We start from the raw sequence: 14,141 nt of genomic DNA on the forward strand, positions 1-14,141 counted from the left end.
GAGGATGAGGCGAAAGGAGCACATATGAGCAAATCTGACCGCCTGTTTCGTGTCATGCACCTGTTTCGCTGCCTGCCCGCCCCGGTCACGGCGGCCCGGATGGCGGAGGAGTTGGGCGTCTCTGAACGCACGCTTTACCGCGATATTGAGAGCCTGCGTGTTGCAGGCGCGCGGATCGAGGGTGAAGCGGGGTTGGGATTTACCCTGTCCGAGGACATCGCTTTGCCTCCCCAGACATTAAGTCAGTTGGAGATTGAAGCGTTGGTCCTGGGCCTCTCTGAGGTGCAACATCGTGGCGACCCGGCGCTGGCACAGGCGGCGCGCGATGCATTGGCCAAAATCACCGCCACCCTGCCCGAGGACAAGCAACGCCACATCCATCATGCCGTGGGCCTTGTGCATCGCTATCAAACACCTGCGGTGCCCTCGGTGGATATGTCCGATCTGCGCGAGGCCTGTTGGCAAGAGCGCGCGATCCAAATCACCTATCGCGACCGCGCGGGTGTGATGAGCGACCGCGTGATCTGGCCCTTGGCCATTGTCTATCTGGACCACGAATTGATGCTCTTGGCGTCTTGCCAACTCAGACGGGCATTTCGGCAATTCATCGTCAGTTCGATCGCCGGTTTCACACTTTTGGACGAGAGTTTTCGCCCCCACCGCGTCCGACTTTTACGCAACTATATTGCCGAATTGAAAACCCGCCATGTGATCGCCCCGGCCGGTGATCGCCCCAGCCTGTGACAACGGCGTAAAATCATCTAGAACGGCAAGAGGTAGCGTTTAAAGCACCGCTTTGACCGCCTCGGGTGGCCGCCCCAGCGCCACACCTTTGGCTGTCTCGACAATCGGCCGCTCCATCAGGCGCGGATGGGCGGCAATGGCGTCCAAAATCGCCTCTGGGTCTGATGTCGCACTCACACCCATCTCCTTTGCCTCCGCCTCGTTGGCCCGCAAAAACGCCGCCGCAGACAGGCCGGAGCGGGCCACAAGCTCGGCCAATTTGGCGCGTGACACCGGGGTCTCAACGTAGAGCACCACCTCGGGCGTGATCCCTTCGGCCCGCAAAAGCGCCAAGGTTTCGCGGGATTTGGAACAGCGGGGATTGTGATAGATCGTTGTCATGGCGCGCCTTTTCAACCTGAGTTTGAAACGCAGAATGGGTCGAGACGTCCCAGGGGGCAATATGAACAAATCAGGAAACCGATTGTTTTCGTTCCACCCCTGTTCACGGTTATCACACGTTAACCTTTCGCCCCTAAATATAAATTCATGAAACACCTGCTCTCTCATATTCCGCTGCCCACTGGCGAAGTTTTGTTGCTCGTCCCGTTCTTTGCCGTGATGATTTTGGCGGGATAGCGCCTTTTCCACATGCCCTGCCCTCTCTCAGGGCCCGATATTGCGATGTTCTCGCGACCCGGCTCATCACCATCCCCCTCATCCCTCCGGGTGGTGGTGAGCCGGGACATTTACGCATCCTTCATAATCATCTTGAGAACGTCGATGCTTGAAACCGCCTAAACACATGGTAGGGTCGCCCAAATCGCGAATGGGAGGACCATCATGACAGACCGAAAACTGGGCTTTGACACGCTGCAAGTTCACGCAGGCACCGAACCAGATCCCACCACCGGCGCGCGCCAAGTGCCGATTTATCAAACCACATCCTATGTCTTCAAAGACGCGGCCCATGCGGCGCGCCTGTTCAACCTTGAAGAGGTCGGCTACATCTATTCGCGCCTGACCAACCCGACGGTGATGGCGCTGGCCAACCGGATTTGCGCGCTTGAAGGCGGCGCGGGGGCCGTGACCTGTTCGTCCGGTCACGCGGCGCAAATCATGGCGCTGTTTCCGTTGATGATGCCGGGCTGCAATGTTGTCGCCTCGACCCGGCTTTACGGCGGCACGCTGACGCAGTTTTCCCAGACCTTCAAACGCTTTGGCTGGTCGGCGAAATTCGTCGATTTCGACGATTTCGACGCGGTGCGCGACGCGATTGACGACAACACCCGCGCGATTTTCTGTGAAACCATCGCCAACCCCGGTGGCGTGATTTCCGATCTCGACGCGCTTGGCGCGATTGCCAAATCGGCGGGCTTGCCGTTGATCGTCGACAACACAACGGCCACGCCCTATCTGTGCAACCCGATCAAACACGGCGCCACTTTGGTGGTGCATTCGACCACGAAATACCTCACCGGCAATGGCACGGTGACCGGCGGCTGCGTGGTCGACAGCGGCACGTTTGACTGGGCCACCTCGGGCAAATTCCCGTCCCTGTCCGAACCCGAACCCGCCTATCACGGCCTTGATTTCGTGGACACATTTGGCCCTGCGGCCTTTACGTTCCATTCCATCGCCATTGGGTTGCGTGATCTCGGCATGACGATGAACCCGCAAGCGGCGCATTATACGCTGATGGGGATCGAAACCCTGAGCCTGCGGATGCAAAAACACGTCCAAAACGCGCGTGAAATTGCGAGCTGGTTGGAAGGCGATGATCGGATCGAGGCGGTGACCTACGCTGGCCTGCCCTCCTCCCCCTATTACGATCTGCAAACCCGGATTTGCCCGCGCGGGGCGGGGGCATTGTTCACCGTGGCGCTCAAAGGCGGCTATCAGGCCTGTGTCGATACGGTCGCGAAGCTCGAATTGTTCTCGCATGTGGCCAATTTGGGCGACACCCGCTCGCTGGTCATTCACCCGGCGTCCACGACCCACAGCCAGTTGACCGAAGCCGAATTGATCAAAGCGGGCGCAGGCCCGAATGTCTTGCGTCTGTCGATCGGGATTGAGGATGCCAATGACCTGATCGCGGATTTGGACGCGGCACTGTCTTAAATCTTATCCCTATAAAATTGCAAAACCCGCCAGACTCTGGCGGGTTTTTCTTTGCGCATATGGACGATTGAACTTTGTTTGTAGAGCGCACAAATCTCAGTTTGCGTCACCCGCCGCCTTCGCGATCTCGGGTTTGATGTATTTTTCCATGATCTCAACCGTGATCGGCCCGGCAAAGCGGTAGGAGATTTTTCCTTCTCCATCAATGACATAGGTCTCTGGCACGCCATAGACACCCCATTCAAGCGCGGTGCGCCCCGGCTCATCCGCGCCAATCGCTGTGTAGGGATTGCCGAGATCGTCGAGAAAGCCCAAAGCATTCGGCGCTTCGTCTTTGTAATTGATGCCATAAATGGTCACACCCGCCTCTTGCAACATCTTGAGTTGCGGGTGTTCGGCGCGGCAGGGCGCACACCAAGAGGCCCAGTAATTGACCAGTTTGACGCCGGGCAGGTCCAGCATCTCATCACTCAAAGGCGGCAGATCGCCCAAAGGCGTGACCGAGGCGATGGAGGGCGTGTCGCGCCCCAGTTGCGAGCTTGGCAATTGCTGCGCATCTTCGCGCCCCATGCCGAACCTAGCAAGACCGAAAAAAACCAGCGCAACAACAAGAGGTAAAGCCATTAAAGGATTGATCTTAGCCATGAGTGCGACGCTCCTCTGCCTGTTTCAACAGGCGTTTCATTTTCACGGATCGCGCCAAAGAGCGCCAAATCAGCCCCGCCAAAAGCAAAACTGTGATCCCGTAAGCGGCCAAAACATCGCCCGCGTATTTTCCCAAATCTGGCATCATTGGCCTTGGACCCTTTCGCGCATCTCCAACGCATGTAAACGCCGCGCGCGGATTTCGGTCCGGGTGCGCAGCAGGACAAGCGTGACAAACAGTAATATGAACCCGGCAATGGCGACCAAGGCCGGGTACCAATAGACATCGGCGACGTTTTCCTGCGCATCGAGTGACAATGACGCGCCTTGGTGCAGGCCTTGGTTCCAGAAATTCACCGCATAGCGCGACAACAACGCAAAGACCGAGCCGACAAGGCATAAAACCGAGGTCAGATCGGCAGCAGTGTCGGGATTTTCAATCGCCTCCCAGAGCGCCATGTATCCGATATAAAACAATAAAAGGATGAGAAACGAGGTCAGCCGCGGGTCCCATTCCCAATAGGTCCCCCACATCGGCTTGCCCCAAATCGCCCCGGTGATGAGCGCAATCAACGTCATCGTCATGCCAATCGCCGCGGCGGATTTCGCGGCCAGCGCGGAGACATGGTGACGGCGCACGATCCAAATCAGAGAGGCCACCAACATCATCCCCCAGATGTTGATCGCCATCATCGCGCTTGGCACATGCAGGTAAAAGATTTTGACCGTTGCGCCCTGACGATAGTCATCGGGGGTAAAGAAAAACCCCCAAACCAACCCAATGATAAAAATACAGGCCGAGAGAACCGACAAAAGCGGCAAAGCCCGGTCCGTCCACGCCATGAATTTTCGCGGGTTTGCCCATTCCCAGATGGATGCCATTGATCCTCATCTCCCTTGATCGCGCGTCACCTTACGGGCAACGGCGCGCTATCTCAACTCACCTTAAAGCGACCCGAATGGCGGCGGCTGCGGCAAAGGGCAGCAAAGCCACCGATCCGGCGGTGATCCCGGCCTGCATCGCCAAAGGTGTCGCCACCAAAAACCCGCCCGCACCGCGACGGATCACTTCGGCGCCAAAAATCAGGGTCGGGATGTAAAGCGGCAGAACCAAGAGGCTCATCAACAAGCCGCCGCGTTTGAGCCCCACGGTCAGCGCCGCGCCAAACGCACCAATGAACGACAGTGCGGGCGTGCCGATCAGCAGCGTGACCATGAGCCAACGGTAGGCGGCACTGTCCAGATGCAACAAAAACCCCAATGCGGGGGCAGCAAGCACCAAAGGCAGGCCGGTGGTGATCCAATGCGCCAGCGCTTTGACCGCGACCACGCCTTCAAGTGGGATTGGTGCGGTGGCCAGCAAATCAAGCGACCCATCCTCGAAATCCAGCGCAAAAATCCGGTCGAGCGAAAGAAGGCAGGCAAGCAGCGCCCCAACCCACAAAATCCCCGGCGCAATCGCCATCAGGCGTTCGGAATTTGGCCCCACGCCAAAGGGCACCAGCGTCACCAAAATCAGGAAAAACCCAAGACCCAAGCCAAATCCGCCGCCAGACCGAAACGCCAATGCGAGGTCGCGCCAAAACAGCCGGATCATAGAAACGCCTCATCAAAATCGTCGCGCACCACGTCCATGCGGGCTTTATAGGGGGTGACGTCAAACACGGTTTCTTCAAAGCCCAATTGGATATGGGTGGCGATGATGGCCGCGCCGCCAGAGGCCAGATGGGCTTTGACGGCCGCCGCGAACAGCGCCACCGAGGCCACGTCCAGCGACACGGTGGGTTCATCCAAGACCCAGACCGGGCGGTGGGTGACCATTAGCCGCGCCAATCCCAAACGACGCTTTTGCCCGGCGGAGAGATTGCCCGCCGGACGCTCGGACAAGCTGTCCAAATTGAAATCACGCAGAGCCGGTTCAATATCGCGACCGCCATAAACCCCGGCCCAGAACATCAGGTTCTCGCGCACGGTCAGCGTTGATTTCAACCCGTCCGCATGGGCCGCATAGGCAACCGTATCAGGGGCAGCGTCAACCGTGCCCTCGTAGGGCGGTTGCAACCCGGCGAGCGTGCGCAGCAACGTGGTTTTGCCCACGCCATTGGGGCCACGCAGCACCAAAATCTCGCCTGTCGACACGTCGAAATTCAGCCCCTCAAGAACTGGCATCCCGCCGCGCGCCACCGTCAGATTTTTCACAGAAATCAGCTTCATCCGCCCACCCTACTCGGCCTTACCCGCGTCTCACACCGCTAAAAGTGCAACTGCGACACGACGCCCCTCGGAGGCCAGTACATTGTAGGTGCGCGCCGCTGTGGGAGTGGCCATCGGTTCAAGCCCGATCTCTGCCGCCTCAAACACTTCGCGAAACTCTTTTGGCAAATGGGTCATGTCTGGACCTGTCCCGATGATGATGAAATCAATCTGGTCCTTCAACTCCAACAGGCTGTCACGGTCGGCATAGCCGCCCCAAGGCACCACCTTGGCCCCACACAAAAGCACAGCCCCCTGATGCACCTGTCCGGCGATGCGGAACATGCCGGGGCCATAGCCCTCCACTGGGATCGCGTCTTCAAAAGGCATTTCGTTGAAGTGCATGATACGGCTCCTCTTCGTGGCTCATTTTGTGGCAAAAAGGCCCGCGCGGGCGGCGGACCTCTTTATCGTGACTTAAATACTCATCCTAAGGCGACGCGATCACACCGCGCTGCCGTCCGTTTGGATGCCCGGAGTCGGCTCTTTCTTGTCCCAGTCGCGTTTGACGCCAAGCCACAACAAAATGTTGGAGGCGACAAACACCGACGACCATGTCCCAACCACAACGCCCAGCGTCATGGCGAACACAAAGCCCCGGATCACGTCGCCGCCCAGGACCAAGAGCGCGATGAGCGCCACCAAAGTGGTGCCCGAGGTCATGATCGTGCGCGACAGGGTTTCGTTGATCGACAGGTTCAACACCCCGCCCAGTTCGAGTTTCTTATACTTGCGCAGGTTCTCCCGCACCCGGTCAAACACCACCACGGTATCGTTGAGCGAATACCCGACGATGGTCAAAAGGGCGGCGATGATGGTCAGGTCGAATTGAATGCCCAAAATCGCGAAAATCCCGATGGTGATCGCCACGTCATGGACCAGGGCGATGACCGCGCCCAAGGCAAATTGCCATTCGAACCGCAGCCAGATGTAGAACAACACGGCGACGATGGCGGCGGCCACAGCTTCGACCGCGGTCCAGATCAATTCGCCCGACACCTTCGGCCCGACGGATTCGACGGAGGGGAAGGTGATCGACGGATCGACGGTTTTAAGCGCGGCTTCGACGGCCGCGATGGTTTCCGGCGTGATCGCTTCGACCTCGTCCTGGGCCTGAATGCGGACCATGGCGACATGTTGGTCCTCGGCGAAATTCGGGTCGAACACTTCGGTGATCGAAATGTCGCCCAGCCCCAGCGTCGACATGGCACTGCGGTATTCGGCAACATCAACGGCGGTTTCGGATTGGGTCCGAATGGTGGTGCCGCCTTTGAAATCAATGCCGAAATTCAGGCCCATGGCCAAGAAGGCGACAACAGAGACCACGACCAACACCGCGGAGAGACCAAAGGTCGCCTTGGCGCGTTTGAAAAAATCGATGGTGGTTTCGCCCGGCACAAGTTGGAAACCCTTGAGCGTCCAGCCTTTGCGGTTTTTGCGACCGTACCACCACACGACCATGGCGCGGGTCACATAGATCGCGGTGAACACCGAGGTGATCAGACCCAGAACCAGCGTCACGGCAAAGCCTTTGACCGGGCCAGAGCCCATGACAAACAGGATCGCGGCGGTGATAAAGGTGGTGATGTTGGCGTCAATAATGGCCGAAAGCGCCTTTTCATAGCCAAGCTCAATCGCGCGCCCCACACCTTTGGCGGTTTTCAATTCCTCGCGAATACGCTCGAAAATCAACACATTCGCGTCCACCGCCATGCCGACGGTCAGGACGATCCCGGCGATGCCCGGCAGGGTCAATGTGGCGCCAATGGCGGAGAGAAGGCCAAACAACAGCCCGACGTTGATGATCAACGCGAGGTTGGCGAAGAGGCCAAACAACCCATAGGACACGCCCATGAACAAAAGCACGGCGGCAAAGGCGACGACCGTGGCGATGCGTCCGGCGGCGATACTGTCGGCGCCGAGTTCCGGCCCGATGGTGCGTTCTTCCAAAAAGTTGATCTTGGCCGGCAGTGCGCCCGCGCGCAGCAACACCGAAAGATTGGTGCTTTCCTCTACCGTAAAGGACCCGGTGATCTGGCCCGAACCACCGCGAATGGCATCTTGGATGCGCGGAGCGGAGATCACCTCGTTGTCGAGCACAATGGCAAACAAAGCGCCGACATTGGCCGCCGTGTAATCGCCAAATTTGCGCGCGCCGGTCGGGTTAAACCGGAACGACACCGCCGGGCGACCGTTTTGGTCAAACACTGGCTGGCTGTCGGTCAACTCGTCGCCGGACACAACGGCGGTGTTTTCGAGGATGTAATACACACCCGGCTCATTCACAGAGGGCGCGATGAAATTGCGCGCGCCGGGGGCCTCATCAGGATTGGTGGTGCGCCCCACGACCGGGTTAAAGGTCAGTTTCGCGGTGGTGCCGATCAGGGCTTTGAGTTCGGCGGCGGAGCCGATGCCCGGCACCTGAATAAGAATGCGGTTTTCGCCTTGGCGCTGGATTGTCGGTTCGCGCGTGCCGACCTCGTCCACACGGCGGCGGATAATTTCGAGCGACTGCTGCAAAGTGCGATCATCGGTGGCGGCTTTTTCAGCTTCCGACAATTGAATGGTGATCACGTCCCCCGTGGCGGACACGTCGATGTCATTTTGCCCCGCAGAGGTCAGCGACACCACCGGCGTGCCGAGTTTGCGGACACTCGCGAGTGCGGCTTCCATGCCGGAAGGTTCGGAAATACGCACGCGGAGCTGGCCCGCAGGCGCGTCAATGCGGCGGATCGTGCCCACCGTGGCGCGCTCATCACGCAACGCATCGCGCACATCCGGCCAAAGCGCATCCATCCGTGCGCCGTAGACCTCGGCAACCTCAACTTCGCCCAAAAGATGCGCCCCACCGCGCAAATCAAGGCCCAAATTGACCAGATTGGACGGCAAAAACGACGGCCAGGCGTCGCGCGCTGCGGCGCGTTCGGGCGTCTCGCCGGATTTTTCAATCGCTGCAATGGCGTCATTATGGCCTTCGACCCGCGGGTAAAAGGCGTTTGGCAGCGCCCCCAAAAGGCCAAGGGCGACGAGCCCCCAGATGACGATCCGTTTCCAAAGAGGGAGTTGCAGCATGTTGGGAGCCTGAGCGATTTGGTCTGAAAAGGGAAAGGCCCGCGCGTGTGCCCGGGCCTTGGATGTTTTTGGGACTTAAGCGGCCGGTTCGGTTTTTGACACCACGTTGGCCAGCGTGCCTTTTTGAACGCGCACTTTCACGCCCTCGGCAATCTCGACCTCAAGCGTGCCATCTTCGCGCACTTTCGCCACTTTGCCCATCAAACCACCTGCGGTGATCACCTCGTCGCCCCGGCGCACAGCTTCAATCATCGCGCGATGCTCTTTGGCTTTCTTTTGCTGCGGGCGGATCATCAGGAAATACATGATCGCGAAAATCGCAATCAGCGGTGCGAATTGCATGATCGGGTTAGCGGCAGCGCCACCGGCAGCTTGAGCATAGGCAGGAGTTACGAACATTTGGTCGTCCTTTTGTCAGTCATTCATCTGTCAGAGCGGCCCCTCGCCACCCCATAAAGTCGCCGCGCACCCTATAGTGGGCCTTGGACCTTGGCAAGCAATGCCCGCCACGTTTCACGCGCCTGTCATCCGTCGATAAAACGACATCAAAAACGGCTCACAAAAACCGCCCGCCGCGCTCGATCACTTCGATCTTGTAGCCATCCGGGTCGGTGATGAAAAAGAACTTGGCCACACGGGTGCCCGCGGGCGCGAAATCGACGATTTTGCCGGGGTTCAGCCCCGCCGCCTCCATCCGCGCATGCTCTTCGGCAAGATCTTTAACCGACACCGCGAAATGGCCATAGCCATTGCCAAGATCATAAGGCTCGGTGGTGGATTTGTTGATGGTCAGTTCCAACTCAAAGGCAGACTCTGGGTTTGACAGGTAGATCAACGTGAAATCCGGGAAATCCAATTTCTCCGCCACGGTCAACCCAAACGCCGCCTGATAAAACGCCACCGAGCGCGCCTCATCTAAGACACGGATACAGGAGTGAATGGCTTTGGCTGTCATGGGCGTATCTGTCACGGGGATTGGTCCTTTGGGCTTTTCATAGAGAGGGTTTGAGTTTCATATGGGGAAGACATTGCCATTTGCATAGAGCCTTTGCATGACTGATTTTATGAATCGCCTGACCCAGATGCTGTCCACCCCATGGGTTCCATGGATCATTTTAGGCGTGATCTCTGTGGGGGTCTTGCTTGGGCAGGTTCAGAAAACCGGCCCCTCCAAACCTCTGAGGTTTTCAGAAACGGGTTGGCTCAATGCTCTGGGCTGGTTTTCCGTTCTGTTCTCCCCGGTCCTGATCCTGCTGTTCCTGTCTGTCCTCTTCATGCTTGGACAAGTCGGCTGGAAAATAGTGACCGGCGACACCATCAGAGAAGGCAGTGACAACCTGCGCTGGTATGTACTGTCGTTCGTCGGGCTGTTGACCGCACTTGGTGGAATCATCGGAACGCCGCTTGCGCTGCTTCGAGTTTGGACGACTGAGCGTCAGACAAAGACGGCGGAGCAGGGTCATATTACGGATAGGATCAATAAGGCTGTTGAAGGCCTCGGCGCGACAAAACAGGTCAGACGCCAACGCAGGAACAAAAAAGGCGACCTCCTTTACGAAGATAACGCAGAGAACAAACCTGACTTTAAGAAGCCAATCATCGAGGACGTGACAGAACCGAATATCGAGGTTCGCGTCGGCGCGATTTTCGCCCTTGAAAGAATAGCCCAAGACAGCCTTCGTGATCATGTCCAAATTATGGAAATCTTATGCAGTTACATTCGAGATAACTCCCCGGCGCAGGGCGCGATCAACAAAGCTAGACCCGGCTTACCGAATTATACTGGGAGCACAGATAAAACAGACCATAGAGATATCCCTAGATTATCCGTAGACATTCAGACGGCTTTAACAGTCATTGGTAGGCGGACAGAAAAACAGAGAGAGAAAGAAATAAAGACGGGAATGGGGACCATATCTCTCGCTGGCTGCAATTTTCAAAAATTCGTTGGCAAAAATCTGGATTTTTCTGGTTTAGACTTTAGCGGATCATGGTTTGGGGAGGCCCATTTAACCGACTGTGACTTCAGCGGATGCGAATTTGAAAACTCAACATTAGATGATGGCTCTATGATCCGTTGTAACCTCAAAGACGTGGACGCAAAGGGGGCAATTTTTTCTGATCGTCTGCTTCCCGGCACATCCTTTGAAGGCGCAAACCTTTTCAGAGCAAGTTTTAAAGGGTCACGCCTCATTGAAAACCTCAATTACGGGCCGAGAGTAAATCTGGCCTATGCAAACCTCGTAGAGACGCATTTGGATCACCAAGATTTACGTGATGCGCTGAATTCAAGCCCTGTCTTCTTGTCCTCATTAACTGTTGAAAAATCATTCGACTATTCGCTATTTTTGCAATCAAATCTGGACTTGCTTAAGAAGCCATCTTCAGCATCTGCTGAACATCAAAATTTTATTTCTCAAATCATGTCTCAAATCGCAAATGATCCAAGGGTAGGCATTTTAAACTGGGAAGATCGTTACTTACCCACTTACGATTTCAATGTTGCTGAACAATGGTCTTCTTGGAAAGAAACTCGCGGTTACACTTTCAAGAAATATAAGCAATAAAGCGACAATGATTCACCACTTCTGAGGACCACTCCGATGCATGACATCAAGGCCATTCGCGAAAATCCTGACGCATTTGACGCTGCTTTGGCGCGGCGGGGGCTGTCTGGGGTGTCGTCCGAGGTGCTGGCGCTCGACGCGGATCGGCGCGCTAAAATTGCGGCGGCTGAGGATGCCAAGGCGGAACAGAACAAGGCTTCCAAACTTGTGGGTGCCGCCAAGGCCAAGGGCGACGAGGCGGAATTTGAACGCCTGCGCGCGCTTGTGGCCGAGAAAAAGGCAGAAATCGCCCGCCTGACGGACGAAGCCAAGGACGAGGACGCCAAGCTCACCGACATGTTGGCCCGCATCCCCAACCTGCCCGCCGCCGACGTGCCCGACGGCAAGGATGAGGACGAGAATGTCGAGATCAAGCGCTGGGGCAATGTGCCTAGCTACGATTTTGATCCGAAAGAACATTACGACATCACAGCCGTCTCCAAGGCGATGGATTTCGAAACCGGGGCAAAAATCTCCGGCGCACGGTTTGTCATGCTCAAAGGCGCTGTCGCGCGCATCCACCGGGCGTTGTCGCAGTTCATGCTCGACACCCATGTCGACGAAAACGGCCTGACGGAGATCAACACGCCGGTGATCGTCAAAGATGAGGCGATGTATGGCACCGATAAGTTGCCGAAATTCGGTGAGGACAGCTATCAGACCACCAACGGCTGGTGGTTGATCCCGACCTCTGAGGTACCACTGACCTATTCGGTCGCGAATGATATTTTGGACGAGGCCGCGTTGCCGATCCGCATGACCGCGCATTCGCTGTGCTTCCGTTCCGAGGCCGGATCGGCCGGGCGTGACACGTCGGGCATGTTGCGTCAGCACCAGTTTGAAAAGGTCGAAATGGTCTCGATCACCCACCCCGACGCGTCTGATGCCGAACAAAAACGCATGTTGGCCTGTGCCGAGGGCATCCTTGAAAAGCTCGGCGTGCCCTACCGCACGGTGGCCTTGTGCACCGGCGACATGGGCTTTGGCGCGCGCCGCACTTTTGATATTGAGGCCTGGTTGCCGGGCCAAAACACCTATCGCGAAATCTCCTCGGTCTCGACCACAGGCGATTTCCAAGCCCGCCGCATGAACGCGCGGTTCAAGCCCGCCGATGGCGGAAAACCGGAGTTTGTACATACGCTCAATGGCTCGGGTCTGGCTGTGGGGCGGTGTTTGATTGCGGTGCTGGAAAACGGTCAAAACGCCGATGGTTCAGTGACCTTACCCGACGTGCTTGCGCCATACTTGGGCGGCAAATTGACCCTGACCGTCGAGGGCGTCTTGGCCTAACGGGCCAACCGCACCTCGCATGATCGTCTGACAAACGGCACCCTTGCCATTCCAGCCCCGCTATGGCCGCCAGTTTTGGCGGCTATGACTCCTTGCTCTTTCCGGTTCCACAGGGCAATGCACAGGACAAAGCACTGGGCAATGCACCGCTCTATCGGCTGGGCAGGGCTTGGGCTTTGATCGCGAGTGTGATACACAATTGGGGTACGCATTGGGGCGAGGCCTTTGTCGCCGCCTTCGCGGCGATGATCCATTTGCCGCCGTCCGCAAAGATGCGCGCAGAATCGTGATTTGAGCCGGAAAGACCTATGTCCAAACCATCAGGCCATATCGCCCAACATGGGTTTCCCGAAGATCAACGCGCCACAGTCGCCGCCCTGTTTTGGGAGGCGTTCAAGGCCAAGCTAGGTCTGTTGATGCGACCGGAAGAGACGGCGCTGAAATTTCTCACCCAGGTGGCCGATCCGTTACATGCCCTGTGTGTTCTGGACGAAGAGGGCACGCTTTTGGGCGTTGCGGGGTTTAAGACCGACACAGGCAGCTTTGTCGGTGGCGGGCTGTCGGACTTGGCACAGGCCTATGGCTGGCTCGGGGCGCTTTGGCGCGCTGTCGGCCTCTCGCTATTAGAGCGCGACCTTCAGCCCGGCGTGTTGACCATGGACGGTATCTTTGTTGCCCCGCAGGCCCGCGGAATGGGCATTGGCACCACGCTTTTGCAAGCGATCAAAACCGAAGCGGCGGCACAGGGCTGCCATGCCGTCCGCCTTGATGTGATCGACATCAATCCCCGCGCCCATGCGCTGTATGACCGTGAGGGGTTTGTCGCGCAAAAGACCGCACAGATCGGGCCGCTGCGTCATCTGTTTGGATTTCAAAGCGCGACGGAAATGCGGTTTGCTCTTAGCCCGGTTGCGGACGCGGCGCGCAGCCCGTGAGGATGGGCAGCGTAGCATCGAGGTCACAAACCATCTGTGTGCCATCCTCCGTCGCCTCGCCTGCCCCCTTTCAGGTCCGTTTCAACGCCTGTTGTGCCACGTCCATGACGTGATCCGAAAGCGACAGATCCGCCATATCTGCCGCGCTGACCCAAGCGGCCGCCATCGCATCATCATCGGCCAGCGGCACCCCGGATTTATAGGCACAGGCCACGGCGACCAAAAGGAAATGATGCATCACCTCGGCGCCATCGCGATCAATCAATTCGACATGCCCGATCACCTCGCCCGCCGTGGCCGTCACGCCGGTCTCCTCATGGAGTTCACGCGCGGCGGCTTCGACCAAACTCTCGCCAAGCTCGACATGCCCGCCGGGAAAGCCCCAAAGCCCGGCATCGGGCGGATTGCGGCGCTGCACCAAAAGGAATTTGCCCTCATGCAGACAGACCGCCAACACCGCAAGTTTTGGAATTTGAGGCACAGTTTGGCTCATCAA

Annotated in this window: 17 protein-coding genes; 6 read left to right on the top strand and 11 right to left on the bottom strand. The window is 57.6% G+C overall.

Annotated features, from left to right (window positions below; translation table 11 throughout):
* The first annotated feature begins 24 nt into the window (after positions 1-24).
* Positions 25-744 carry a helix-turn-helix transcriptional regulator gene (locus B30_RS07515; RefSeq protein WP_009571444.1) on the top strand — a complete coding sequence of 240 codons (720 nt, stop codon included), beginning with the start codon at positions 25-27 and terminating at the stop codon, positions 742-744.
* A 39-nt stretch (positions 745-783) separates the two neighbouring features.
* Here the strand turns inward: B30_RS07515 and arsC are convergent, their stop codons facing one another.
* Positions 784-1,125 (bottom strand): arsenate reductase (glutaredoxin), encoded by a 342-nt coding sequence (arsC, locus tag B30_RS07520; protein WP_009571445.1) that lies wholly within the window; start codon positions 1,123-1,125, stop codon positions 784-786.
* A gap of 438 nt (positions 1,126-1,563) precedes the next feature.
* Here arsC and B30_RS07530 point away from each other — a divergent pair, with 438 nt between their 5' ends.
* The gene (locus B30_RS07530; protein ID WP_040402004.1) at positions 1,564-2,844 is read left to right on the top strand and encodes an O-acetylhomoserine aminocarboxypropyltransferase/cysteine synthase family protein; all 1,281 of its coding nucleotides are present in this window, start codon (positions 1,564-1,566) and stop codon (positions 2,842-2,844) included.
* Positions 2,845-2,940: 96 nt separating this feature from the next.
* Here B30_RS07530 and B30_RS07535 read toward each other — a convergent pair whose 3' ends face one another.
* The 9 genes from B30_RS07535 to B30_RS07575 form a co-directional block, all read right to left on the bottom strand.
* A complete protein-coding gene (locus tag B30_RS07535; RefSeq protein ID WP_009571448.1) occupies positions 2,941-3,489 on the bottom strand; it encodes a DsbE family thiol:disulfide interchange protein in 549 nt (182 codons plus the stop codon).
* Positions 3,482-3,637, bottom strand: coding sequence for a heme exporter protein CcmD (gene ccmD, locus B30_RS07540; protein ID WP_009571449.1), 156 nt, complete (start codon positions 3,635-3,637; stop codon positions 3,482-3,484). The genes B30_RS07535 and ccmD overlap by 8 nt, the downstream gene beginning before the upstream one ends.
* On the bottom strand, positions 3,634-4,371 hold the full coding sequence (locus B30_RS07545) for a heme ABC transporter permease (RefSeq protein ID WP_009571450.1): 738 nt from the start codon (positions 4,369-4,371) through the stop codon (positions 3,634-3,636). Before B30_RS07545 ends, ccmD begins: the two co-directional genes overlap by 4 nt.
* Positions 4,372-4,429: 58 nt before the next feature.
* Positions 4,430-5,086 carry a heme exporter protein CcmB gene (gene ccmB, locus B30_RS07550; RefSeq protein WP_009571451.1) on the bottom strand — a complete coding sequence of 219 codons (657 nt, stop codon included), beginning with the start codon at positions 5,084-5,086 and terminating at the stop codon, positions 4,430-4,432.
* Positions 5,083-5,703 carry a heme ABC exporter ATP-binding protein CcmA gene (ccmA, locus tag B30_RS07555; RefSeq protein ID WP_009571452.1) on the bottom strand — a complete coding sequence of 207 codons (621 nt, stop codon included), beginning with the start codon at positions 5,701-5,703 and terminating at the stop codon, positions 5,083-5,085. Before ccmA ends, ccmB begins: the two co-directional genes overlap by 4 nt.
* A 30-nt stretch (positions 5,704-5,733) precedes the next feature.
* On the bottom strand, positions 5,734-6,087 hold the full coding sequence (locus tag B30_RS07560) for an Mth938-like domain-containing protein (protein WP_009571453.1): 354 nt from the start codon (positions 6,085-6,087) through the stop codon (positions 5,734-5,736).
* A gap of 99 nt (positions 6,088-6,186) precedes the next feature.
* A complete protein-coding gene (gene secD / locus B30_RS07565; protein ID WP_009571454.1) occupies positions 6,187-8,814 on the bottom strand; it encodes a protein translocase subunit SecD in 2,628 nt (875 codons plus the stop codon).
* A 75-nt stretch (positions 8,815-8,889) separates the two neighbouring features.
* On the bottom strand, positions 8,890-9,213 hold the full coding sequence (yajC, locus tag B30_RS07570) for a preprotein translocase subunit YajC (protein ID WP_009571455.1): 324 nt from the start codon (positions 9,211-9,213) through the stop codon (positions 8,890-8,892).
* 157 nt (positions 9,214-9,370) lie between these two features.
* Positions 9,371-9,769, bottom strand: a complete 399-nt coding sequence (locus B30_RS07575; protein WP_040402005.1) for a VOC family protein — start codon at positions 9,767-9,769, stop codon at positions 9,371-9,373.
* Between the two features lie 97 nt (positions 9,770-9,866).
* Here B30_RS07575 and B30_RS07580 point away from each other — a divergent pair, with 97 nt between their 5' ends.
* From B30_RS07580 to B30_RS07595, 4 genes are all read left to right on the top strand, one after another.
* On the top strand, positions 9,867-11,381 hold the full coding sequence (locus tag B30_RS07580; RefSeq protein ID WP_009571457.1) for a pentapeptide repeat-containing protein: 1,515 nt from the start codon (positions 9,867-9,869) through the stop codon (positions 11,379-11,381).
* Positions 11,382-11,417: 36 nt separating this feature from the next.
* On the top strand, positions 11,418-12,710 hold the full coding sequence (serS, locus tag B30_RS07585; protein ID WP_009571458.1) for a serine--tRNA ligase: 1,293 nt from the start codon (positions 11,418-11,420) through the stop codon (positions 12,708-12,710).
* Positions 12,711-12,772: 62 nt separating this feature from the next.
* Positions 12,773-13,000, top strand: a complete 228-nt coding sequence (locus tag B30_RS07590) for a hypothetical protein (RefSeq protein ID WP_009571459.1) — start codon at positions 12,773-12,775, stop codon at positions 12,998-13,000.
* Between the two features lie 18 nt (positions 13,001-13,018).
* Positions 13,019-13,645, top strand: a complete 627-nt coding sequence (locus B30_RS07595; protein ID WP_009571460.1) for a GNAT family N-acetyltransferase — start codon at positions 13,019-13,021, stop codon at positions 13,643-13,645.
* A gap of 70 nt (positions 13,646-13,715) precedes the next feature.
* Here the strand turns inward: B30_RS07595 and B30_RS07600 are convergent, their stop codons facing one another.
* Positions 13,716-14,138, bottom strand: a complete 423-nt coding sequence (locus B30_RS07600; RefSeq protein ID WP_009571461.1) for an NUDIX hydrolase — start codon at positions 14,136-14,138, stop codon at positions 13,716-13,718.
* Positions 14,139-14,141 lie beyond the last annotated feature (3 nt).

The sequence above is a fragment of the Celeribacter baekdonensis B30 genome (assembly GCF_000299875.1).
In the GTDB taxonomy this organism is placed as follows: Bacteria; Pseudomonadota; Alphaproteobacteria; order Rhodobacterales; family Rhodobacteraceae; genus Celeribacter; species Celeribacter baekdonensis_A.

Bases quoted from the DNA above. Each gene is read 5' to 3' on its own strand.
- B30_RS07580 (WP_009571457.1), top strand. From the start codon at position 9,867: ATGACTGATTTTATGAATCGCCTGACCCAGATGCTGTCCACCCCATGG.
- arsC (WP_009571445.1), bottom strand. From the start codon at position 1,125: ATGACAACGATCTATCACAATCCCCGCTGTTCCAAATCCCGCGAAACC.
- yajC (WP_009571455.1), bottom strand. From the start codon at position 9,213: ATGTTCGTAACTCCTGCCTATGCTCAAGCTGCCGGTGGCGCTGCCGCT.
- secD (WP_009571454.1), bottom strand. From the start codon at position 8,814: ATGCTGCAACTCCCTCTTTGGAAACGGATCGTCATCTGGGGGCTCGTC.
- ccmA (WP_009571452.1), bottom strand. From the start codon at position 5,703: ATGAAGCTGATTTCTGTGAAAAATCTGACGGTGGCGCGCGGCGGGATG.
- B30_RS07595 (WP_009571460.1), top strand. From the start codon at position 13,019: ATGTCCAAACCATCAGGCCATATCGCCCAACATGGGTTTCCCGAAGAT.
- B30_RS07575 (WP_040402005.1), bottom strand. From the start codon at position 9,769: ATGACAGCCAAAGCCATTCACTCCTGTATCCGTGTCTTAGATGAGGCG.
- B30_RS07600 (WP_009571461.1), bottom strand. From the start codon at position 14,138: ATGAGCCAAACTGTGCCTCAAATTCCAAAACTTGCGGTGTTGGCGGTC.
- serS (WP_009571458.1), top strand. From the start codon at position 11,418: ATGCATGACATCAAGGCCATTCGCGAAAATCCTGACGCATTTGACGCT.
- B30_RS07535 (WP_009571448.1), bottom strand. From the start codon at position 3,489: ATGGCTAAGATCAATCCTTTAATGGCTTTACCTCTTGTTGTTGCGCTG.
- B30_RS07590 (WP_009571459.1), top strand. From the start codon at position 12,773: ATGGCCGCCAGTTTTGGCGGCTATGACTCCTTGCTCTTTCCGGTTCCA.
- ccmD (WP_009571449.1), bottom strand. From the start codon at position 3,637: ATGATGCCAGATTTGGGAAAATACGCGGGCGATGTTTTGGCCGCTTAC.
- B30_RS07560 (WP_009571453.1), bottom strand. From the start codon at position 6,087: ATGCACTTCAACGAAATGCCTTTTGAAGACGCGATCCCAGTGGAGGGC.
- B30_RS07515 (WP_009571444.1), top strand. From the start codon at position 25: ATGAGCAAATCTGACCGCCTGTTTCGTGTCATGCACCTGTTTCGCTGC.
- B30_RS07545 (WP_009571450.1), bottom strand. From the start codon at position 4,371: ATGGCATCCATCTGGGAATGGGCAAACCCGCGAAAATTCATGGCGTGG.
- ccmB (WP_009571451.1), bottom strand. From the start codon at position 5,086: ATGATCCGGCTGTTTTGGCGCGACCTCGCATTGGCGTTTCGGTCTGGC.